21 protein-coding genes and 1 tRNA gene are annotated in these 19,810 nt (G+C 43.4%); 14 read left to right on the top strand and 8 right to left on the bottom strand.

The window, feature by feature from the left end:
- Positions 1 to 46: 46 nt before the first annotated feature.
- Positions 47 to 625 carry a carboxymuconolactone decarboxylase family protein gene (locus tag BKB51_RS07680; protein WP_085900861.1) on the top strand — a complete coding sequence of 193 codons (579 nt, stop codon included), beginning with the start codon at positions 47 to 49 and terminating at the stop codon, positions 623 to 625.
- Positions 626 to 643: 18 nt separating this feature from the next.
- On the opposite strand, the gene BKB51_RS07675 is transcribed toward BKB51_RS07680, so the two are convergent.
- Positions 644 to 1,249, bottom strand: a complete 606-nt coding sequence (locus BKB51_RS07675) for a GNAT family N-acetyltransferase (RefSeq protein ID WP_085900506.1) — start codon at positions 1,247 to 1,249, stop codon at positions 644 to 646.
- A 383-nt stretch (positions 1,250 to 1,632) separates the two neighbouring features.
- On the opposite strand from BKB51_RS07675, the gene BKB51_RS07670 reads away from it, so the two are divergent.
- The 6 genes from BKB51_RS07670 (at position 1,633) to BKB51_RS07645 (ending at position 8,027) form a co-directional block, all read left to right on the top strand.
- Positions 1,633 to 2,940 carry an ABC transporter substrate-binding protein gene (locus tag BKB51_RS07670; protein WP_085900860.1) on the top strand — a complete coding sequence of 436 codons (1,308 nt, stop codon included), beginning with the start codon at positions 1,633 to 1,635 and terminating at the stop codon, positions 2,938 to 2,940.
- A 72-nt stretch (positions 2,941 to 3,012) separates the two neighbouring features.
- Entirely contained in the window at positions 3,013 to 3,873 is an 861-nt protein-coding gene (locus BKB51_RS07665) for a carbohydrate ABC transporter permease (RefSeq protein WP_085900505.1), read from the top strand.
- 2 nt (positions 3,874 to 3,875) lie between these two features.
- Positions 3,876 to 4,706 carry a carbohydrate ABC transporter permease gene (locus BKB51_RS07660; RefSeq protein WP_085900504.1) on the top strand — a complete coding sequence of 277 codons (831 nt, stop codon included), beginning with the start codon at positions 3,876 to 3,878 and terminating at the stop codon, positions 4,704 to 4,706.
- Positions 4,658 to 5,602 (top strand): helix-turn-helix domain-containing protein, encoded by a 945-nt coding sequence (locus BKB51_RS07655; RefSeq protein ID WP_245813250.1) that lies wholly within the window; start codon positions 4,658 to 4,660, stop codon positions 5,600 to 5,602. The genes BKB51_RS07660 and BKB51_RS07655 overlap by 49 nt, the downstream gene beginning before the upstream one ends.
- The gene (locus BKB51_RS07650) at positions 5,599 to 7,023 is read left to right on the top strand and encodes a mannitol dehydrogenase family protein (protein ID WP_085900502.1); all 1,425 of its coding nucleotides are present in this window, start codon (positions 5,599 to 5,601) and stop codon (positions 7,021 to 7,023) included. Before BKB51_RS07655 ends, BKB51_RS07650 begins: the two co-directional genes overlap by 4 nt.
- Positions 7,011 to 8,027, top strand: a complete 1,017-nt coding sequence (locus BKB51_RS07645) for an ABC transporter ATP-binding protein (RefSeq protein ID WP_085900501.1) — start codon at positions 7,011 to 7,013, stop codon at positions 8,025 to 8,027. The genes BKB51_RS07650 and BKB51_RS07645 overlap by 13 nt, the downstream gene beginning before the upstream one ends.
- A gap of 78 nt (positions 8,028 to 8,105) precedes the next feature.
- Here BKB51_RS07645 and BKB51_RS07640 read toward each other — a convergent pair whose 3' ends face one another.
- Positions 8,106 to 8,468 (bottom strand): DHCW motif cupin fold protein, encoded by a 363-nt coding sequence (locus BKB51_RS07640; protein ID WP_085900500.1) that lies wholly within the window; start codon positions 8,466 to 8,468, stop codon positions 8,106 to 8,108.
- Positions 8,469 to 8,739: 271 nt separating this feature from the next.
- Here BKB51_RS07640 and BKB51_RS07635 point away from each other — a divergent pair, with 271 nt between their 5' ends.
- From BKB51_RS07635 to BKB51_RS07620, 4 genes are all read left to right on the top strand, one after another.
- A complete protein-coding gene (locus tag BKB51_RS07635; RefSeq protein WP_085900859.1) occupies positions 8,740 to 9,132 on the top strand; it encodes a LexA family protein in 393 nt (130 codons plus the stop codon).
- A 6-nt stretch (positions 9,133 to 9,138) separates the two neighbouring features.
- A complete protein-coding gene (locus BKB51_RS07630) occupies positions 9,139 to 10,464 on the top strand; it encodes a Y-family DNA polymerase (protein ID WP_085900499.1) in 1,326 nt (441 codons plus the stop codon).
- 232 nt (positions 10,465 to 10,696) lie between these two features.
- Positions 10,697 to 11,221: a hypothetical protein gene (locus BKB51_RS07625; protein ID WP_085900498.1), complete on the top strand. Its 525-nt coding sequence runs from the start codon at positions 10,697 to 10,699 to the stop codon at positions 11,219 to 11,221.
- A 145-nt stretch (positions 11,222 to 11,366) separates the two neighbouring features.
- Complete coding sequence (locus BKB51_RS07620) at positions 11,367 to 11,606, top strand: hypothetical protein (RefSeq protein WP_085900497.1); 240 nt, start codon at positions 11,367 to 11,369, stop codon at positions 11,604 to 11,606.
- Positions 11,607 to 11,648: 42 nt separating this feature from the next.
- On the opposite strand, the gene BKB51_RS07615 is transcribed toward BKB51_RS07620, so the two are convergent.
- Both BKB51_RS07615 and BKB51_RS07610 read right to left on the bottom strand, forming a co-directional pair.
- A complete protein-coding gene (locus BKB51_RS07615) occupies positions 11,649 to 12,458 on the bottom strand; it encodes a heparin lyase I family protein (protein WP_158090175.1) in 810 nt (269 codons plus the stop codon).
- A gap of 241 nt (positions 12,459 to 12,699) precedes the next feature.
- Positions 12,700 to 12,775, bottom strand: a tRNA-Thr gene (locus BKB51_RS07610).
- 511 nt (positions 12,776 to 13,286) lie between these two features.
- On the opposite strand from BKB51_RS07610, the gene BKB51_RS07605 reads away from it, so the two are divergent.
- On the top strand, positions 13,287 to 13,520 hold the full coding sequence (locus tag BKB51_RS07605) for a hypothetical protein (RefSeq protein ID WP_085900495.1): 234 nt from the start codon (positions 13,287 to 13,289) through the stop codon (positions 13,518 to 13,520).
- Positions 13,521 to 13,723: 203 nt separating this feature from the next.
- On the opposite strand, the gene ald is transcribed toward BKB51_RS07605, so the two are convergent.
- Complete coding sequence (ald, locus tag BKB51_RS07600) at positions 13,724 to 14,842, bottom strand: alanine dehydrogenase (protein WP_085900494.1); 1,119 nt, start codon at positions 14,840 to 14,842, stop codon at positions 13,724 to 13,726.
- Between the two features lie 146 nt (positions 14,843 to 14,988).
- Complete coding sequence (gene aptA, locus BKB51_RS07595; RefSeq protein WP_085900493.1) at positions 14,989 to 16,341, bottom strand: omega-aminotransferase AptA; 1,353 nt, start codon at positions 16,339 to 16,341, stop codon at positions 14,989 to 14,991.
- A 211-nt stretch (positions 16,342 to 16,552) separates the two neighbouring features.
- On the opposite strand from aptA, the gene BKB51_RS07590 reads away from it, so the two are divergent.
- Positions 16,553 to 17,110, top strand: coding sequence for a cupin domain-containing protein (locus BKB51_RS07590; protein ID WP_179187912.1), 558 nt, complete (start codon positions 16,553 to 16,555; stop codon positions 17,108 to 17,110).
- A gap of 138 nt (positions 17,111 to 17,248) precedes the next feature.
- Here BKB51_RS07590 and BKB51_RS07585 read toward each other — a convergent pair whose 3' ends face one another.
- On the bottom strand, positions 17,249 to 18,124 hold the full coding sequence (locus tag BKB51_RS07585; RefSeq protein ID WP_085900491.1) for a TIGR01459 family HAD-type hydrolase: 876 nt from the start codon (positions 18,122 to 18,124) through the stop codon (positions 17,249 to 17,251).
- A 271-nt stretch (positions 18,125 to 18,395) separates the two neighbouring features.
- Here BKB51_RS07585 and BKB51_RS07580 point away from each other — a divergent pair, with 271 nt between their 5' ends.
- Positions 18,396 to 18,791 (top strand): nuclear transport factor 2 family protein, encoded by a 396-nt coding sequence (locus BKB51_RS07580; RefSeq protein ID WP_085900490.1) that lies wholly within the window; start codon positions 18,396 to 18,398, stop codon positions 18,789 to 18,791.
- Between the two features lie 143 nt (positions 18,792 to 18,934).
- On the opposite strand, the gene BKB51_RS07575 is transcribed toward BKB51_RS07580, so the two are convergent.
- On the bottom strand, positions 18,935 to 19,567 hold the full coding sequence (locus BKB51_RS07575) for a TetR/AcrR family transcriptional regulator (protein WP_085900489.1): 633 nt from the start codon (positions 19,565 to 19,567) through the stop codon (positions 18,935 to 18,937).
- Between the last annotated feature and the right edge of the window lie 243 nt (positions 19,568 to 19,810).

Below are 19,810 nucleotides of genomic sequence, written 5' to 3'. Positions count from 1 at the left end.
CTTTCAATACCCTGAAATATTAAAGTTAATGCAAAGGTTAATTGATATGAGTAACGGAAATCCAACGCCATTTTCCTTGTTAGATGAAGAAACTGCACCAGCTAAGTCTGTTCCATTTCTTGCTCAGGCAAAAGCTGCTTTTGGCCTGATCCCCAATGTCGAGAAGGTTATGTCGCAAGCCCCGAGTTTATTGGCATCTTATATGACTGCTTGGGGCGAGTTTAATGAAAGTTCTTTGTCTGAAGTTGAGCGGCAGATTGTTTATCAAACAGTGAACTTCGAAAACAACTGCCAATATTGTATGCCTTGGCACACGATCTTATCTGAAATGGCGAAAATGGATGTTGAAGATGTCGAAGCCTTGCGTCTAGGGGGGGCGCTTTCGAATAGGAAGCATGAAGCCCTGCGCCTTTTCACACAAGATTTGGTTCGTACCAATGGGAGCATTGCCCCTCATGCCTTGAAAAGCTTTCTTGAAAGTGGTTATACGGAACGACAGGCGCTGGAAGTAATTTTGGGGATAAGTGTTAAGACCATGAGTAATTTCACTAATGCCATTGCTCAGACGCCTCTGGATAAAGAAGCAAGTCACAAAGAGTGGATTAAGCCTTCTTTACGTGGGTAGGTCATTACGGTGTCGTGATCAGAGAGGGGATTCATTCTCCTCTCTGTAGAGGACGTCTTGTCGATTGCCTGTATTGGCCAAGACATAAAGGTTTTGCCCCAAAAAATAGGGGTCGCAATCTTTTGGTGCGCGGTCAAGTGTTCCCTGATAGCTCATACCAAGCTTTTGCAAAACTTTGTTTGAGGCAATGTTGTTTGACATGGTAATGCCGACAAGGTTCTTTAATTCTATGATGTCGAATGCATAATCCCGAAGTGCTAATGTAGCCTCGCTTGTCAGACCTTGTCTCCAGCGTTCAGGAGCGACCGCGTAGTAAATTTCAATTTGTTCTAAGTCCCAATCTGCAGGGCCAAGTCCACACCAGCCGATGAGTTCGTTTGTCTTTTTATCGAGCATAGTTAAGTTGAGTTTATACAACTTTTCTTTGGTATTTTTCTTGTGGCAACCAATTGACCAAGCGATAATATCTTTTACCTCTTCCAGAGAGAGTGGATCATCAGGCAAATATTGTAGTACTTGTGGATCCGATGCGATTCTTTGAAGAGCAGGGGCGTCTTCCATTGTGTAAGGACGTAGAATCATCCGCTCTGTTTCAATCCGGCAGTTTACAAAAATCTCTGACATTATTGAGGCTCAACTGGTTGGTGGATGATGTGCGTCACTTAGAATAGATATTTGGGCTGCGAATTGAAATACCTAATTTGATTAGGTTGCGTTTGTTTTAAGAAAAACTCTCCTCTCATGAACAATATGTTATTACGACTACAATGGTCAGAAATATAATCTGCTGATACAGGGAGATTAGAATTCGGAAATCTTCATTTTATACTATTCATGGTTAGATAGAGCTTTTCGAATGTACTTTTAAGACTGTAAAATCAAATTTTATAGTAAAATATGTATTAATAGTATCTTTTCTTGGTAAAATGCTATTGGCGGCTTTAGCGCATCCTTTGCAGTATGAAATTACAGCTTTTATCTTCAAGCGTGATTTCTGGGAGGAACACATGAAGTATTTACGCACTACGGCATTGGGTATGATGCTTAGTATGTCAGCGATCTCTTTTACCGTTGCAGATGAGATTACTATCGCAACGGTAAATAATGGTCACATGATCGAAATGCAAAAACTAACCCCTAAGTTTGAAGAAGCCAATCCTGGTATCACTGTGAAATGGGTCACATTGGACGAAGGTACTCTTCGGTCGCGTGTTACGACAGATATCACGACAAAGGGCGGCCAGTTTGATGTGATGACAATCGGTATGTACGAAGCCCCAATCTGGGGTTCCCGTGGCTGGCTGGAAGCATTGGAATTTGGCGCTGAGTATGATGTCGATGATATTTTGCCAGCAATGCGTGACGGCCTATCACATGACGGTAATTTATATGCTGCACCATTTTATGGTGAGTCATCAATGATTATGTACCGTAAGGATCTTTTAGATGCTGCGGGTATGACGATGCCTGATAATCCTTCGTGGGGGCATGTCAAAGACGCTGCGGCAGCAATGACGGATCGTGATGCGGGTCAATACGGTATTTGTTTGCGCGGCAAGCCAGGTTGGGGTGATAACATGGCGTTCCTGACAACCATGGCAAATAGTTTTGGTGGAAAGTGGTTCAACGAAGATTGGACACCTGATCTGGATAGTCCGGCATGGAACCACGCGGTTAATTTTTATGTAGATTTGCTGACAAAATACGGACCTCCGGGATCCGCGGGTAATTCGTTTAATGAAATTCTTGCGTTGATGAACGAAGGCAAATGCGGGATGTGGATTGATGCAACAATTGCGGCGTCTTTCGTGACAAACCCAAGTCAGTCTAAAGTTGCGGATAAAATGGCATTCGCGCAGTCACCACAAGCGATCACCACGCGTGGTGCGAATTGGTTATGGGCATGGGCTTTGGCTGTTCCGTCAGGAACGCAGAAAAAGGCTGATGCTATGAAGTTTATGGAATGGGCGACATCTAAAGAATACATTGAACTGGTTGCGGAAACTAACGGATGGGCCGCTGTCCCAACGGGGACGCGCCAATCAACCTATGACAATCCTAAATTCAAAGAAGCAGCAACCTTTGATGAAGCAGAATTAAAAGCGATTTTATCTGCAGATCCATCGAATTCTACGCAAGACAAAACACCATATATCGGTGTTCAGTTTGCTGCTATTCCAGAGTTTCAGGCAATTGGTACAGCCGTTGGCCAACAAATGACTGCTGCATTAGCTGGCGACATCTCTGTGGAAGAGGCTTTGGAGAATGCGCAAGCGGCGGCAGACCGTGAAATGAGAAAAGCGGGTTACTACTAGTACCAAGGTATCCGCATTAAATCGGGGTAGAGAAATCTACCCTTTTTTTAACCCTTCTTCAGGATCATTTCCATGAATAGAACTCTGGTACGATTACTACAGGCACCGAGCATTATAGTTCTTTTAATGTGGATGATCGTGCCGCTGTCGATGACGATCTATTTTTCGCTCATTCGCTATAATCTTTTATACCCTGAGCGTACCGGATTTGTTGGACTTTCAAATTACGAGTTCTTTGTTACCGATGCAGCTTTTCCACCAGCTGTTTGGAATACATTAATATTGGTTGGCTCTGTCCTGTGTATTTCCGTTGTTTTGGGACTTGCGATTGCAATTTTGATTGATCGTCCATTTCTAGGACGTGGCATTGTCCGGGTCATGCTTATCTCTCCTTTTTTCATCATGCCAACGGTCAACGCTTTGGTGTGGAAAAATATGATGATGAACCCGATTTATGGTTTGTTTGCCGTTGTCGCACATGCCATAGGGGCAGAACCTATTGACTGGTTGACCGTATATCCGTTGCTATCTGTCATTATCATTGTGAGTTGGCAATGGACACCTTTTGCCATTCTGATTTTCATGACTTCCTTGCAATCTCAGGATCAAGAGCAAAAAGAAGCTGCAACATTAGATGGGGCAGGTTTTTGGGCACAATTTTGGAATTTGACTTTACCACACCTCGCGCGCCCGATTGCGATTGTCCTGATGATACAGATGATTTTTCATTTATCGATTTTTGCAGAGATTTTTGTAACCACATCTGGTGGCCCAGGTACGGCAAGTACAAACATTGCCTATTTGATATACGCACAAGCTCTATTGCAATTTGATGTCGGCGTTGCATCAGCCGGGGGTGTTTTCGCCGTGATATTAGCCAATATTGTCGCGATCTTTTTGATCCGTGCTGTTGGCAAGAATTTGATGGTGTAGTGATGACAGATAAACAAATTCTTGAATGGAAAAACCGCTTTGCAGTAATAGGGGCATGGTTGGTTGCAATCTTGTTCTTTTTTCCAATTTTCTGGATGGTTTTGACGAGCTTTAAAACAGAACTTCAGGCGATTGCAATTCCGCCATTATTGGTTTTTGAACCAACATTGGATAACTATACTTTGATCCAAGAGCGAACGGATTATACGCAATATGCTTGGTCGAGTGTTGTGACCAGTCTCGGTGGAACAGCTTTGGCTATGTTGATTGCGATCCCCTCAGCTTACGCAATGGCCTTTAGTCCAACCAGACGTACCAAGGATATTTTATTGTGGATGCTTTCCACTAAAATGTTACCTGCGGTTGGCGTTCTCCTGCCAATTTATCTGCTGTCACAAAAACTGGGGTTACTTGATACAAAGATCGTTTTGGTTGTTATTTATGCTCTGATAAATCTGCCGATTATTATGATGATCTTGTTTAATTATTTCCGAGAAATTCCAAAGGAAATATTAGAGGCTTCGAGGATGGATGGTACATCCACCTGGAATGAAATCACCCAGATTGTGATGCCTTTGGCATGGGGGGGGATTGCTTCTACGGCGCTTTTATCCGTTGTGTTGTGCTGGAACGAAGCGTTTTGGGCAATCAATCTCACCTCATCAGAAGCGGGAACTCTGGCGGCATTAGTTGCAAGTTTTTCTAGTCCGGAAGGCTTGTTCTGGTCGAAACTTTCAGCTGTTGCCACATTGGCATGCGCGCCGATTGTTGCCTTTGGATGGCTTTGCCAGAAACAATTAGTCCAAGGGCTAACTTTTGGGGCGGTGAAGTAACGTCTATGTCTATTATCCAGCCTGAAATCGAAATTGTTGATCGTAGCCGCGAAAGTATTCGCTACTTGCAGCATGGATGGCCCAGCGAATTGTGTCGTTGGCACAGCCATCGTGAATACGAACTACATCTCATTATAGAAACCCGGGGCAAAGCGTTTGTTGGCGATTATATTGGCGACTTCAAACCTGGGGCATTGTATCTCACGGGTCCGAATTTGCCGCATAACTGGATTACAGATGAAGTGTGGGCACAAGAAGTCCCAATCCGGGATATGCTGGTCCAGTTCAGGCAGTCAAGTATGGATGCGATCATGACTGCCTTTCCCGAGTTCACAGAACTGAAGCCCATGTTAGATCTTGCACAATCCGGTATTGAATTTGTCGGTTTTGACCCAAAGACAGCGGTTCTGCAAATGGAAAAGATACGGGAGCTCCGAGGTGTCGAGCGTGTCGTGGCTTTGCTGCACTTTCTGGTTTTGATTAACAAAAATAGTACGAAAACCACATTATCTGTTTCTAAGTTGATGCAACCGGAAGGAGGTAAGAAAGCGCGTATTGGCAAGGTCATTGATTATATTGTTAATAATTTTGCCGACGAAATTTCTGTGAAAAAAGCGGCAGCTATGACGTCGATGTCGCCAACGACATTCTCCCGTAATTTTCAATCTGTCACAGGACATACGTTTGTCGAATTTGTAAATCGTATTCGTATTGGCCAAGCTTGCAGCATGCTTTACGCAACCAACGATCAGGTTTCAAGTATATGTTTTGACGTTGGTTTTCAGAACCTTGCAAACTTCAATCGACATTTTCTTAGAATGAAGAACATGACACCTTCTGAATATCGTCAAATAGCGCAAACAGAACTGGCACCTCAATCAAAGGAAATGCAATGAACGCATTTCCCTCTCAATCTCTTTATGAAACGACTTATAACCCAAAATTTTGCGATGTGGGTATTGTGCATCTTGGATTTGGGGCCTTTCATCGATCACACCAAGCGCAATACATTGATGACTACATGCAGGCGACGGATGATTTGCGCTGGGGAATTGCTGCAATAAATATTCGAAGTGAAGACAGTGAAAGCTTTGCTAAGTACAGTTTTGATGGATCAGGGTACATTCTTAAATCTATATCTCCTGCTGGTGATGTTAAGTTCCGCCGCGTGCGGTCTCATATCAAGTTTTGCGACTGGGCACGATCCGTTGAAGAGGCTGAACAATTACTGACCCAGCCAAGCGTGACAATGATTACGATTACAGTGACCGAAAGTGGCTATTATTTGGATGACGAAGGTCATTTAAATCTTGCAGATCCTGTTATTGCGGGGGAAATAGAAAATCAGTCCGGTGGTTCATCAGTATATAATTATTTGATGAACGCATTGGAACGCCGCCGTTATGCAGACTTGGGCGGCTTGAGCATTCTGTGCTGCGATAATATACGACAAAATGGTAAAGTATTAGAACGTAATTTTTTGAGCTATTTGCATTTTATGGACCGACTTGATCTAGCGCGATGGGTTCAGAAAAATGTAACGTTCCCATGTTCAATGGTCGATCGGATTACTCCGCGTAACACGGAAGACCTGATCTCTGAAACCATCTCTTTATTTGGAGAACAATCTAATGTGCCTGTTATGGCAGAAGAGTTCATGCAGTGGGCTTTGGAAGATCGTTTTGCGAACACAGTGCCTGATCTTGCTCGTGTAGGTGTTCAACTGGAATCTGACATTGACCATTTTGAAGAAACAAAAATACGTATTCTGAACGGAGGGCATACCTGTATCGCTTATTTTGCTGCCTTGAAGGGGCTTAAAACTTTTGATCAAGCGATGGCTGATCCAGAAATTTTCGCCCATTTTGATGGATATGAACAACATGAAGTTTTACCTGCGTTGAAAGTAAATACACCTTTCGATAAAGATGAATATCTGCAAGAGATTATCGCACGTTTTAGAAACGCATCTATTAGTGATACGATTGAACGAATATGTGCTGATGGGTTTTTGAAGTTTCCAATTTTTATACACCCTACTTTGCAAGGGACGTTGGCTGCTCGTCGATTACCTCACTTTGGAATTGCCTCAATTGCGAGTTGGTACATTTTTTGTCGTCTGAACTTAGAAGGTAAGCTTTGCCTTAATTACAATGAACCTAATTGGCATAAGCTTGAGTCGCTTATCAAACCCGGTGCAATCGATGATTTTGCAACATCCCGCATACTCTGGGGGGATATTCCAAGTGATCATCCTGAGTTTGTAGTAACACTTAAAAATAAAATACATGAGATGGAGCGAGCATGGCTGGCGTAACGATTAATAGTGTACGTAAATCATATACCGATGTTGAGGTTATGCACGGTATAGATTTACAAATAAACGATGGTGAGTTTGTTGTCTTTGTTGGTCCATCGGGTTGTGGTAAATCTACGTTATTACGTATGATTGCTGGTCTGGAAGAGGTTACTTCTGGAACTGTTTCTATTGGAGAGCAAGTCGTAAATCATGTTGCCCCCTCAAAGAGAGGGGTGGCGATGGTATTTCAAACATACGCCTTATACCCACACATGAGCGTTTATAAAAATATGGGCTTTGGGTTAAAGCAACAAAAGACGCCTAAGGCTGAAATTGATGAACGGGTTCGTGCAGCTGCAGAGATTTTACAAATTACAGATTATTTAGATCGTAGCCCTAAAAATCTCTCTGGCGGTCAACGTCAGCGTGTTGCCATAGGCCGTGCAATTGTTCGCGACCCGGAAGTATTTTTGTTTGATGAACCTTTATCTAATCTTGATGCCTCGTTACGGGTACAAACACGATTAGAAATCGCGCGTTTACATGAACGTCTTGGCACGACAATGATTTACGTGACACACGATCAGGTAGAGGCGATGACCCTAGCTGATAAGATTGTCGTTTTACGGGCAGGGGTTATTGAGCAGGTTGGATCGCCGATTGAACTCTACACCAATCCAGCGAACCAGTTTGTTGCATCTTTTATTGGAAGCCCAAAGATGAATTTTTTTACGCCTGATGATTTATTAACAAATGTGCCTACGGTACATATTACAGGCATCCGTCCTGAACATTTGATCCTTTCGGCAGAAGACAAAGCCGTTGTATCTGGAAAACTGGAATTGATAGAGCAGCTGGGTGAATATGCTCTGGCTTATTTGATTTCCGATACGGGAACTGAATTTACGGTAAAGATGGAAGTTCCTCCGAGTACTTCTATCGGTGAAATGTTGTATTTTTCAGCAAAACCCAAGACGACACATCATTTTGATACAGAAACATCTGTGCGAGTTTTAAGCTAGTCTTTGGATTTTGTATTGTTTTTTTGCATAATATCCTCTGTACCTCTTTCCTTGCCGATAGAAGAGAAAAAGGCTTGTTCAATTAAGCTCTTTTTGGGATTTGAGAAAATCTCCGTCAATTATGAGTAGTTTTACGCCATTTTTTGTTACGGATCTGTGTGAGCTTAGATCATCCGAGACAACATAGGTCATGCCTACTGAAAGTGAAAAGTTTGTTCCATCACTTAACTCACTAGTGAAATTACCCTCTAGGCACTGCACAATATGCCCTTTTTCACACCAATGATCTGCAATATAACCGGCGGAATATTGAACAATTCGAATACGTAAACCTTCATATTGTAAAGTTTGCCAGTAGGCCGTGCCCTCATCACCAGGATGCTCTGTTACTGCTATCTGTGCCCAATCGATTGTTTGGAAGGGGATATCCTGTGTTGCCATCGTTTATTCCTGTTGAAGATGTTTTTGTGAAGTTGTTTGTATTGTTACGTAATATAGGGAACCAGTATGTGATGTGTTTGCGAATAGATTACATATCTTTTGTGCCTATAAGTTGCTTATTGATCATCGGCAGTTTTAGAAGCCGAGTATTTCTTGACTTAAATAGCATTTTGTTCTCTATTTGTTCTTGGTTGCGATGTTAAAAGTAGCACATGAGAACACACCCATGAAAAATGAAGCTCTTACGTATATAGGGCAGGCGAAGAAGGGAATGTTTCTCCCGCTTCCTCTCTATGCTTTCAGAATTCCCGCAGGCTTTCCCTCTCCGGCTGAAGACTATATGGAAGGAGAACTCGATTTAAACGAAGAGTTGGTCGATTGTGCCGAGGCGACTTTCTTTATGAAGGTGTCAGGGGATTCCATGATTGATGCTGGCATTATGCCAGGGGGAATGCTTGTTGTTGATCGATCTTTAGAGGCACGACACGGTCAAATTGTTATTGCTGTTCTTGATGGTCAGTTGACGGTGAAACGTCTGTTTGATCGTGGTGGGCACATTCAGTTGCGTCCGGAAAACCCTAAATATCAGCCAATCAAAATTTCAAAAGAGCAGGATCTACAGATTTGGGGCGTTGTGACAAATGTGATCACCAGATTGGATTGACCGGTCGTGACGAATAACAGCCCTGATAATCTTCTTTCTCATGCTAACTCCTCTCGTAATAGTCAATGGATTGCGCTGGTTGACGTGAATAACTTTTACGCCTCTTGCGAACGGGTTTTTCGCCCTGATCTGGAAGGTGTTCCCATTGTTGTTCTGTCCAATAATGATGGTTGCGTGATTGCCCGCTCGGAAGAAGCCAAAAAGCTTGGCTATAAAATTGGGGATCTGTTTCACGTTATTAAGCCAAAGTTACGTCAGACAGGCACACGGGTTTTCTCGTCAAATTATGCGCTTTATGGAAATATGTCTGACAGGGTCAATGAGATCTATCAGCGCTTTACGCCAAGTATAGAAGTTTATTCGATTGATGAGAGCTTTCTGCGTTTCGCGGGGGGCGGTGCTGTTGATAATTTGGAGGCTTTGACTGAACTGGGTCACCATATTCGAAAAACGGTGCGCAAGTATACGGGGTTACCAGTCTGTGTTGGGATTTCGACAACAAAAACCTTGGCTAAAGTAGCGAACCGCGTTGCCAAGAAGAATGGCCAATATGATGGTGTATTTGTATTTGCACCAGATAATAAAGCTCAACTTCAACAAATATCTATTGGAGATGTTTGGGGGATTTCACGTCGGTTAACGCCAAAGCTACAGGCGCTGGGTATTTATAGTGCACTCGATCTCGCGTCTGCCGATCCCAAGCGTATTCGATCCGGTTTTAATGTCGTACTTGAACGTATGGTGCATGAGCTTAACGGTATTTCATGCCTTACTGTGGAGGAAGTGGTGCCACCCCGGAAAAGTATTATTGTTTCTCGTGGATTTGGTCGATATCTAAGTGACCTTTCTCTAATCCAGCAGGCTGTTGCAGCACATGCTACCCGAGCCGGAGAAAAACTGCGGGGGCAAAAGCTTGCCGCAAATAAGCTGAGTGTTTCCCTGCGCACCAGTCCGCATGGTAAAGATCAGACCTATTATAAAAACTCCTTTAGCATTACCTTTGCCGAGGCAACGGATGAAACGCCCTTGTTGATCAAGGCGGCGGAACATTGCCTTAAAAAAGTGTACCGAGAAGGGTTACTGTACCAGAAGGTCGGAATTTTTCTCGGTGGATTGGTTGGTGCTCAAGGGGTACAACAGAATATCTTTGCTAAAAATGATGTAAAGAAATCAAAGGCTCTGATGAATCTTCTGGATGATCTCAATCGTTCCCATGGTCGTGATACTGTTCGTTTTGCCGCATCGGGTATGAATGATGACTGGAAGATGAGGCAAAAGATGATTTCCCCACGTTATACCACGCGGTGGGGTGATTTACCTGTTGTGAAGTGAATATAGATTTATCTTTGTTCCTGTTCACACGCTATGGGGTAAAATTACAAAGGGTGTAAAAGCTTCCTGTTTAGATTGATCTCTTAGGGTAAAGTTTGCCGAGGTGGAATTTTTATGCGGTATTTTTGCTTGTTTTATCGTTTGTTAAGGGCTGAATTTACCTAATTCTGCGAAAGTTAAACTGGCACTTATCTTGCTTCATGTTTTCTAAACTAATGATGGAAAAGAAAACATGATCAATCTTCTGAACTCTTCCTGGTTTGATCGCAGCTCCGCGGCGAATTCTTCGAATAATCCTTATGTTCAGCAATCGCGTGAGCAGACGCTTTTGGCAAGTAAGGCCAAAGGCAATGCAGCTGATACCCAGTCTGACACAGCTAAAAATCAGGATCAAATTTCCATCTCTCCCGAGGCACAAAAGTTGATTTACCAACAACAACTGGATAATCCACGGACCGATCGGCAAAGGGCCGCTAACCTTGTTAAGTTAATGCCAAGTAGTGTTCAATCCATGACAGGAGGGCTTAACTGGATGGACGCTGCCAAGTCGGCGACCGTTGATAGCAGTTCTGATGTGGCCAAGCAGGTCGAAGAAGCCAAGGTCAAGGATATGCTTGAATATCCTATGGAGTATCTAAGGCAGATTGGGCCTGCTGCTCTTTCTGCTCAAGCAAAGGCGATGGGGTTTGAAATGCCACAGTCTTTGGCCGATTTAACGCAAAAGCAGGCACAGAGTCTGGTGCTTAAGCTAATGTAAAAGAAGTTCGGTTAGAAGAGGGAGTGAGACAGTTAAAAATCCAGTTTGTAAATTCTTGTTTCCAACGCTTAGGCGGTAGAGAATAATTCATGAGTAATGCGCGACCGGATTTGGTAAACTGTGATATGAGTTAGGAGAATTCGGTATGAGTACATGTGACTTCAAGACGTTCTTGAAAGAAAAAACAGTTTTGCCAAAGGACGCTATAGGGTGGATTGATCACTTCCTTGCTGACCTTAATGTACCTGAAATTTCAAGTTATGCTGAGCTTAAAGTTTATCTTGATAAACATGTCGAAGGCTCGAACAAAAAAGAGCGTCTGAAAAGTGTGCCGCATTACTGGGAAGAATACGAGAAGAGTTTGAAGGAAAAGGATGTAGAGTGATATATACTCTTTCTTCAAAAAATTGTTATGTCTTTACTGTTGCTAAGGAAAGACTTTAAGTTCTTTATAACCTTCTAAATTTTTGTTGAAGCTTAAAATTCCATCTAAGTTACTGCTTCTGATAACGTTTGCATAATAAATACTTTGCTTTGGTGTTCCACCCTTTATTCCGTTTTCATCTGCATATTGATTCACCTTTGTTCTGTAGAGGCCGTATTTGAAGTATGGCTTGCCTGTGGTTGTGGTGATGCCTTCGTAGTTAGCTTTAGGAATGCCGTTTACCCAGACACTAAATTTCCCGGTATTTTCTGTGGACCATTTGGCATGAACAATAATGTTATGCCATTCTTTTTGAAGATTTTCGTGAGTAATTAATTGTGTATAACCTCTGGTTTTACCAGTGATTTGCTCATCTAGATAAAGACCGCCATGCTCTGCTATTTGAAACATCCAAATTACTGATGCTTTTCGACAAGGAAAGTCGTTGGATTTGTCTTGGTGAAATTGACCAATACATACTTTGGTTGGCCATACTTTTAGATCAATGTCTTTAGGGATAAAAAAATCCCAACTGTACCAGTATTCTTTTGATAATTTGATATCACTTTCTTTCTCTTTTATTTCGGCTCTTTCTCTACCTTCTTTACAATCATCCCACCCATCAACTTTACCGCAATCGCCTGGATTAATTTCAAAGTATTCTACGACGGGAGAATTACCTTTTTGAGTAAATATTCGTCGGTCGGGTAATTTCGAGTCATTAAGTATCTGATAACCATCGTCATTCTTAATGAGTGAGCGAGAAAAATCGCCAAAATTTCCTCGTTTAATATCGTTTGGATCTGTGGACATGTGTTTAACGCATAGTTTCATTAAGATTAATAAGAGTTTGTTTTGAGCAGTATATCTCTTTTTTAAATGTGCTTTCTGAGGGGCAAAATTAAATATTTTACCTTGGCACTAAGAGGAGGGATTGATTGTTATTAACAGGATAACGTTTAACGAACTATAACTCTGGCACACAACCCACTGATTTTTAAAAATAGGAGGCCGTAAAATGTCTATTAAGGTATTGAAATATAAAGGAAAGAAGTGGTGCCTCCACCAGGACTTGAACCCGGAACCCCCTGATTACAAATCAGGTGCTCTACCAGTTGAGCTATAGAGGCACAGTGGTCAGCCACTTATTCTTTGCGACTTCGTTGGGAAGTCATCGTGGCGACGAGGCGGAATTTAGGTGATTCGCTTAAATTACTCAAGCGGAAAATGACAAAAAAAATATTTTTTTTGAATCGTGCATAAGGTATTGAAGTTAAAAGGCTATTTTTGATGCTTGTTTTTTCTTCGCTACGCTGGTTACCCGAGATGATGAAGGACTCTGATTTTTTCACTATTTTATGGTGATTTATATTGGGAAGATAGAGCGTTGTGATTCATTTTTGCTGTACTGAGTTTCAAAAGGGATAGAGATCCCGTGTTAACCTTTGTCTGATTTCTTGATATTGAACCTATGCAATTGGTTACATTGAGAAATTTGGTATCGCTAAGATATGGTTAATTTTTTGTAAAGTTTTCCGTCACAGGAATGCCCTAGCTTTGCCCCCATCATGCTACACCACTATTACTTATGGCCTTCTATACTGTCTTTAACAAATGGTGCGATAGTTAAGGATGCTTGCAATGGATTATGATACTCGAAACTTTGACTTCAAGGTTGCTGACTTCGAAGCTGTGATTTCCTCTGAGGGGGTAGATCTGTCAACGGCAGCACGACGAGTATCATCTGATCAGGCGGATCTTGCTCGTTTGGCTCCCGGAGATCTGTTGGATAATGATCTATGTTCTGTTCCCGTTCTGGATGCGACAGGTTTATGCGATATGCTGAGTGGAGATCTCTCGCTTCTGGCATCCTGATCTAAGCGATATAATGACATCTGATTAACAGTCGCTGACATAACCGCATCTGTTTTATAAAAAGCCTTCTCGGTTCAGGACCGAGAAGGCTTTTTATTGGGCAATTTCCCAAATAATAAGGCGGGCCTCATAATGAGAGCTCGCCTTACCTCATTTGATCCTTATTCGGGGATCAAGCTATGTGATCTTTAAAGAACAGCCTTTTATAGACCCAGGACTTTTGCGCCGGACACATATTCCAGACCGTGTGCTTCAGCAACTGGCTCACAGGTCACTTTACCAAAGGCAACGTTCAGACCTTCCATCAGGTGCGGATCGTCGGCCAGTGCTTTTTTGTAGCCTTTGTTTGCCAGTGCGAGTGCAAACGGCAGTGTAGCGTTGTTCAGGGCAATGGTTGATGTGCGGGCAACAGCGCCAGGCATGTTGGCAACACAGTAGTGGATAATGCCATCAACTTCGTAAGTTGGATCCTGATGCGTTGTTGCGTGTGATGTTTCAAAGCAACCGCCTTGATCAATCGCGATATCAACAAGAACGGAGCCCGGTCGCATTTTGCCCAGCAATTCGCGGCTGACAAGTTTCGGTGCTGAAGCACCGGGAACAAGAACAGCGCCGATAACCAGATCAGCTTCGGATACATATTTCTCAATAGCATCAACTGTGGAGTAAACAACTTTGAGTTTGTTGCCATAGAGACTGTTCAGTTCGTCAATGCGTGGCAAAGAGCGGTCGAGAATTGTGACTTCTGCTTCAAGACCCATTGCCATACGCGCAGCATGTGTTCCGGAAACACCACCGCCGATGATAACCACTTTACCGGGTGCAACACCGGGAACGCCGCCAAGGAGAACGCCGGAACCATTTGCTGCTTTGTGCAGGCAATTGGCGCCAACGTGAACTGACATGCGACCTGCTACTTCTGACATTGGGCGCAATAGAGGGAGAGTACCCTTTTTGTCGGTAACAGTTTCGTAGGCGACAGCAACACAGCCTGATTCGAGCAAGCCATGTGTTTGTGGTGCATCCGGTGCCAGGTGCAGGTAAGTGAAAAGCAATTGTCCTTCACGAAGTTGTTTGTATTCAACTTCCTGAGGTTCTTTCACCTTCACAACCATTTCAGCTTTTGCGAAAACTTCTGCGGCTGTTGCAACGATTGATGCACCCGCAGTTTCATAATCAGCATCTGTAAAGCCAATACCACCCCCGGCACTGGTTTCTACAATAACTTGATGACCGTTGTGAACGAGCTCTCTGACAGAGCTTGGAACCAAGCCAACACGATACTCGTGGTTCTTGATTTCCTTTGGAACACCAATCAACATGTTTTTCTCTTTCCTTAATATGTCGCACAAACTGCTATTTTTCTAATTATGCTCTTAGTTTATTTTAGCAGCAGGTTCTTAATAGGTGCAGACCAATCTTTTTGATGGGTCCACACCGGTTAACCCGTCCTGTTTTTACAGACGGTTTAGTCCAAATCATTCAGAACGGTTTGGATTGTTTCAAATATCTGATCAATCTGTCCTTTTTCGATAATCAACGGTGGTGACAGGGCAATAATGTCGCCTGTGACACGAATAAGGACACCTTTTTCAAAGCACTTTCTAAAGGCTTCGTAAGCACGCTTTCCGACTTCCCCGGGGCGTGATTCCAATTCAATGGCACCAATAAGGCCCATGTTACGAATATCAATAACATGGCGCGTGCCTTTGAGATTATGCGCAGCATTGCCCCAATAATCTTCTAGCCCTTGTGCACGTTCAAACAGCCCTTCTTCTTTGTAGGTCTCAAGGGTCGCAAGGCCGGCTGCTGCTGCTACAGGGTGGCCAGAGTAAGTATATCCGTGGAACAGTTCTATTGAGCTGCTTGGGTCGTTATCTGCAGCTGCTTCAAAGGCTTCGTAGATACCTTCGCGGCAAATGACACCGCCCATAGGAATCGTACCGTTGGTCAAGCCTTTGGCGCAGGTGATCAAGTCAGGTTTTACACCGAACTTATCAACGGCAAATGGCGTTCCGAGGCGACCGAAACCTGTGATGACTTCATCAAAGATTAGCAAAATACCGTGCTTTTCACTGATTTCTCTCAGTTTTTCCAGGTAGCCTTTTGGTGGCATTAGCACACCCGTAGATCCTGCCATTGGTTCGACAATAACAGCAGCAATCGTTGACGGATCATGCAGAGCACAAATGCGTTCTAAATCTTCAGCAAGGTGGGCACCCCATTCGGGCTGTCCAACGGTATAAGCCTGTTTCTCCAAATCGTGGGTGTGCCGCATATGATCGACACCAGCCAACATTGTGCCAAAAACATTACGGTTTTTGACAATACCACCGACGGAAATCCCCCCAAAACCTGTGCCGTGATAGCCACGTTCACGACCAATTAGTCGTGTACGATGACCTTCGCCGCGCGCTCTGTGATAGGCGAGGGCTATTTTAAGGGCGGAATCCACAGCTTCAGAACCAGAGTTGGTAAAGAACATGTGATCATAGCCGTCCAGCATGGATGTCACGCGGGATGCAAGCTCGAAGGCTAGCGGGTGACCAAGTTGAAAGGTTGGTGCAAAGTCCAGTTTGGCAACAGTTTCTTGTACCGCGCGAGTAATACGATCACAGCCGTGCCCAGCGTTGCAGCACCAAAGACCGGCCGTACCATCAAGAACTTGATTGCCTTCAATTGTTGTGTAGTGCATGCCCTTGGCACTTGTTAGGAGCAAAGGTTCTTTCTTGAACTTACGGTTCCATGTGTAGGGCATCCAGAATGCGTCGAGATTGTTTGGTGATCTATCGAATTCGTTATTCAAAGGTAGGTTGCTCATTTACCTGCCTCCCATGTTCAGTGTTTCGGGTTCAGTCTTTCTGTTTGATGCTCTGTCGTTACGTAATTCTTTTTGACGCGTAATCGTTTTTGGCATCGCTTTTGAAATAACCATACATGATTAAAAAAATAGGCAACACCCCCTTTTTTATACCCATATAGTAGTTTTTTTGTTAATAGTGTTAAAAATAATAAGCATATGGGTGAAATTGATGGAAGATGATGATTTTGACCTTGGTCTGCGCTTGCGGGCATTACGACAGCTGAATGGTTTATCGCAGCGTGAGTTGGCAAAAAGGGCCGGAGTCTCTAACGCGGTAATTTCGTTGATCGAGCAAAATAAGAGCAGCCCTTCAGTCGGAGTTCTGAAGAAAGTGCTGGCAGGCATTCCGATCTCGGTTTCTGCTTTTTTCTCAGAAGATCTGACGCCTAGGCAAAAGGTTTTTTACCGGGCAGAGGATTTGACCGAAATCGGAAGTGGTAATATTTCTTATCGACAGGTCGGGCGTGATCTTAGTGACAGAGCATTACAGATTCTGCATGAAAAACTTCAACCGGGTGCCGACACCGGCGAGACACTCTTGCGCCATGAATCTGAAGAATCCGGAATTATTGTCAGTGGCGAGATTGAATTGACAGTTGGTGATCAGCGGAAGATTCTCAAGGCAGGGGATGCTTTTTATTTTGATAGCCGTATCCCGCATCGTTGGCGTAATCCGGGTACTGAAGAGGCGGTTATTATTTCGGCCTGTACGCCACCCACATTTTAACCCCTAAGCTTTTAACGACTAACACTCAAAAGGTTACAGTTGGGATAAATTGGAAAAAGAAACTAATTAGTCCGGGGTGCTAATTATTCTGGGGGGAATGCGGAGAGGAGAAGGGGAACCTGCTTCTATAGTGAGCACCTACCAGTGTAACCAGGGTAAAATGGCTTTCGGGCATTCGCCGGCTTGCTTTGCAACTTCCTGTACTTTATCGGGATCTAACTGACCATTCTGTCCCATATTTAAGTCTTTGGCATGAATGCCGCCGCCAATCCATATGCTGTCAATGTTTGCCTGTCTGGCGCCACGGATATCTGTACTCAGGCTGTCGCCAATCATAACAGCGCGGGATCTGGCGATTGTTGTATGTTGGGCGAACACGCAGTCATAAATAGCTGGATAGGGCTTGCCAAATCGTTCAACGGTTCCGCCCATTTTTTCATAAAGAGCGGCTATGCCCCCCGGGCAAGGGATAGTTTTGCCTCCGCGATTTATAATGATATCCGGGTTGGCACAGATCATTGGCAACTTATGGGCCAATACGGTCTTTAGCAGTTCCGTATAATCGTCGACCTTTTCTTCTTCTTCCCGAAAGAAGCCGGTGCAAATAACCAGTTCGGCATCTTCCAATGCAACCTCTTTACCACCACAGGCATCCAGTGTTGGTTGCGCACGCTCCGGGCCGATATGAAAGTACTTTGGTCTGGTGAGGGGATTTTCTTCTTTTGCTCTACTGGAAATTATATTGGCGGTTACATCGCCAGAGGTCAGCAGTTTGTCATATATGTTCTCTTTAATACCAAGGCTGGTTAGGTGTGCAGAGATGGAACGACTAAGCCTCGCGGCATTAGACAAAAAAATAATCTCACAGCTCTTTTGCGCGCGAAGAAGTATCAGGCATTCAACTGCATCGGAATATGGTGTAATGCCGTTATGTATGACGCCCCAAAGGTCGAAGATGAAAAGGTCGTAGTCGTCAACAACTTCAGACAACCCTTTCAGAAGCTTGATGTTCATGAAAAACTTTCAGGGAAAGAGTGATATCATCAGAATTATACACCATCATCAATCTTTTAACAGATATGCTTGAGCTCGTTCTGACATTTATCTGTTTTGAATATCTGTTTTGAAGTTTTTGGAACATATAAAAGCAGAATAAATTCTCTTTCTCATTAATCCTGAACGCCTTTGGCACGACCTTTACGGTATTTGGCAGTATTGGATCTGGCAGGGATTTTATCAGGCAATATTCTTTTGAAGATCATTTCTTTTTTCAAAAGGGTACGTTATGCCAAATAATAAAACGCTATTATCTAATACCGATTTACTTGATGCGATCGAGGTTTATTTCAAAGCTCTCTACTATTGTGACCTTCATCTTTTTGATCAGGTGTTTCACCCTGCATCCAGTCTATTTGACGCAGACGAAGGAGATACAACAGTTGATCCTATTGCCGATTATCGTGATGTTATCTCAAAACGTGTTTCGCCCGCGAGTAAAGGGCAGGACAGAGAAGATGAAATCATTATGATTGATTGGCTCTCAAGTAAATGTGCGACAGTGAAGGTTCGCCTGCGGATACATGAAAATATATTCGTCGATCATTTGTGTTTTGTCAGGGGCAGGGAAGGGTGGCGCATTGTTGCCAAGCTATGGCATCTGGCCGACGTGAAGCAATCTTAGGAGGAAACTTCGAAGTTTTGATAGCTTCTATCTTACGATCTCTACAATCTTTCTTCATACATATTACAGGTTGCGTGATGCCCAAAAGCTATTGGAAATGATATCTTTTGGCATCACGGCTTCTTAATTTTATGTATTGGGCTTTATGTATTTGGTCTATTGTCGCCATCCGTTAGCATCGAATCAATCTGGGCAAGGGCGTTGATTTCCAGGCGGGCAGCTTGTTTTTCTGTGAAAACACCTGTTTTAAGCGAAGCAAAGGCGATGTTGACCAAAATAATGCCGAGGCGATTAGCGATGAACTCTTCTGTTTCGACCTTGTTGAACAGACCTTCTTCCCGTCCCTTTTCCAGAACGGCGGTGAGACGTTCGTAATAGGGATAAAGAATAGCTTCGTTTGCATTAAGGGCATCAATACCTTGAGGGGCTGCAAAATCAGCAAGCAAGACAAGAACATGGGCTCTATTTGTTGTACAGCGACGCACCATTAAACGTGTATGTTCTCTCAGAGCTTCACGTGGCGGAAGATTTTCGATTTCGTCAAAATCTTGTACAATGCCTTCGAGTATGCGCTTGCCAATCTCAATAAGCACTGCACTTCGGCCCGCAAAGTGTGCATAAAGGGAAGGGAGCTGAATACCGATTTCTTTTGTAATATCTTTAAGCTTTAGGCCTTCAACCCCGTGTTGGGCGATGAGTTGCTCTGCGACATCGACAATCAGGTCACGTGTACTTAAAGAGCTGGAGAGGTATTTATTACGCTTTGGTGGAGGCATTGTCTGATTCTGCTGGCGCTATTATCGAAAGTCGTATTGTTTTGTGCACTTAATTTATGGTGCATTTTTATTGTTTTTATTGGCGATATTTTTCGCTCGTTATTATTTCACCCTAACTTAGTTAGGTGTATTTTGCAAACTGGACAAATGTTTACGTAATCAATTTGCGGTAGGCAGTCTTAGGCGAAAAAAAACAAATAGGCAAATCGCAACAATTTTACCTAACGACATAAGTAGGTGATG

This window comes from Kiloniella majae, from assembly GCF_002118315.1.
GTDB classification, from domain to species: domain Bacteria; phylum Pseudomonadota; class Alphaproteobacteria; order Kiloniellales; family Kiloniellaceae; genus Kiloniella; species Kiloniella majae.
The sequence above is the reverse complement of the archived record's forward strand: the minus strand, read 5'-3'. Positions and strand labels throughout refer to the sequence as shown.

Bases quoted from the DNA above. Each gene is read 5' to 3' on its own strand.
- BKB51_RS07670 (WP_085900860.1), top strand. From the start codon at position 1,633: ATGAAGTATTTACGCACTACGGCATTGGGTATGATGCTTAGTATGTCA.
- BKB51_RS07575 (WP_085900489.1), bottom strand. From the start codon at position 19,567: ATGCCTCCACCAAAGCGTAATAAATACCTCTCCAGCTCTTTAAGTACA.
- BKB51_RS07615 (WP_158090175.1), bottom strand. From the start codon at position 12,458: ATGTCCACAGATCCAAACGATATTAAACGAGGAAATTTTGGCGATTTT.
- BKB51_RS07665 (WP_085900505.1), top strand. From the start codon at position 3,013: ATGAATAGAACTCTGGTACGATTACTACAGGCACCGAGCATTATAGTT.
- ald (WP_085900494.1), bottom strand. From the start codon at position 14,842: ATGTTGATTGGTGTTCCAAAGGAAATCAAGAACCACGAGTATCGTGTT.
- BKB51_RS07675 (WP_085900506.1), bottom strand. From the start codon at position 1,249: ATGTCAGAGATTTTTGTAAACTGCCGGATTGAAACAGAGCGGATGATT.
- BKB51_RS07645 (WP_085900501.1), top strand. From the start codon at position 7,011: ATGGCTGGCGTAACGATTAATAGTGTACGTAAATCATATACCGATGTT.
- BKB51_RS07660 (WP_085900504.1), top strand. From the start codon at position 3,876: ATGACAGATAAACAAATTCTTGAATGGAAAAACCGCTTTGCAGTAATA.
- BKB51_RS07585 (WP_085900491.1), bottom strand. From the start codon at position 18,124: ATGAACATCAAGCTTCTGAAAGGGTTGTCTGAAGTTGTTGACGACTAC.
- BKB51_RS07680 (WP_085900861.1), top strand. From the start codon at position 47: ATGAGTAACGGAAATCCAACGCCATTTTCCTTGTTAGATGAAGAAACT.
- BKB51_RS07635 (WP_085900859.1), top strand. From the start codon at position 8,740: ATGTTTCTCCCGCTTCCTCTCTATGCTTTCAGAATTCCCGCAGGCTTT.
- BKB51_RS07650 (WP_085900502.1), top strand. From the start codon at position 5,599: ATGAACGCATTTCCCTCTCAATCTCTTTATGAAACGACTTATAACCCA.
- BKB51_RS07625 (WP_085900498.1), top strand. From the start codon at position 10,697: ATGATCAATCTTCTGAACTCTTCCTGGTTTGATCGCAGCTCCGCGGCG.
- aptA (WP_085900493.1), bottom strand. From the start codon at position 16,341: ATGAGCAACCTACCTTTGAATAACGAATTCGATAGATCACCAAACAAT.
- BKB51_RS07580 (WP_085900490.1), top strand. From the start codon at position 18,396: ATGCCAAATAATAAAACGCTATTATCTAATACCGATTTACTTGATGCG.
- BKB51_RS07640 (WP_085900500.1), bottom strand. From the start codon at position 8,468: ATGGCAACACAGGATATCCCCTTCCAAACAATCGATTGGGCACAGATA.
- BKB51_RS07605 (WP_085900495.1), top strand. From the start codon at position 13,287: ATGGATTATGATACTCGAAACTTTGACTTCAAGGTTGCTGACTTCGAA.
- BKB51_RS07590 (WP_179187912.1), top strand. From the start codon at position 16,553: ATGGAAGATGATGATTTTGACCTTGGTCTGCGCTTGCGGGCATTACGA.
- BKB51_RS07620 (WP_085900497.1), top strand. From the start codon at position 11,367: ATGAGTACATGTGACTTCAAGACGTTCTTGAAAGAAAAAACAGTTTTG.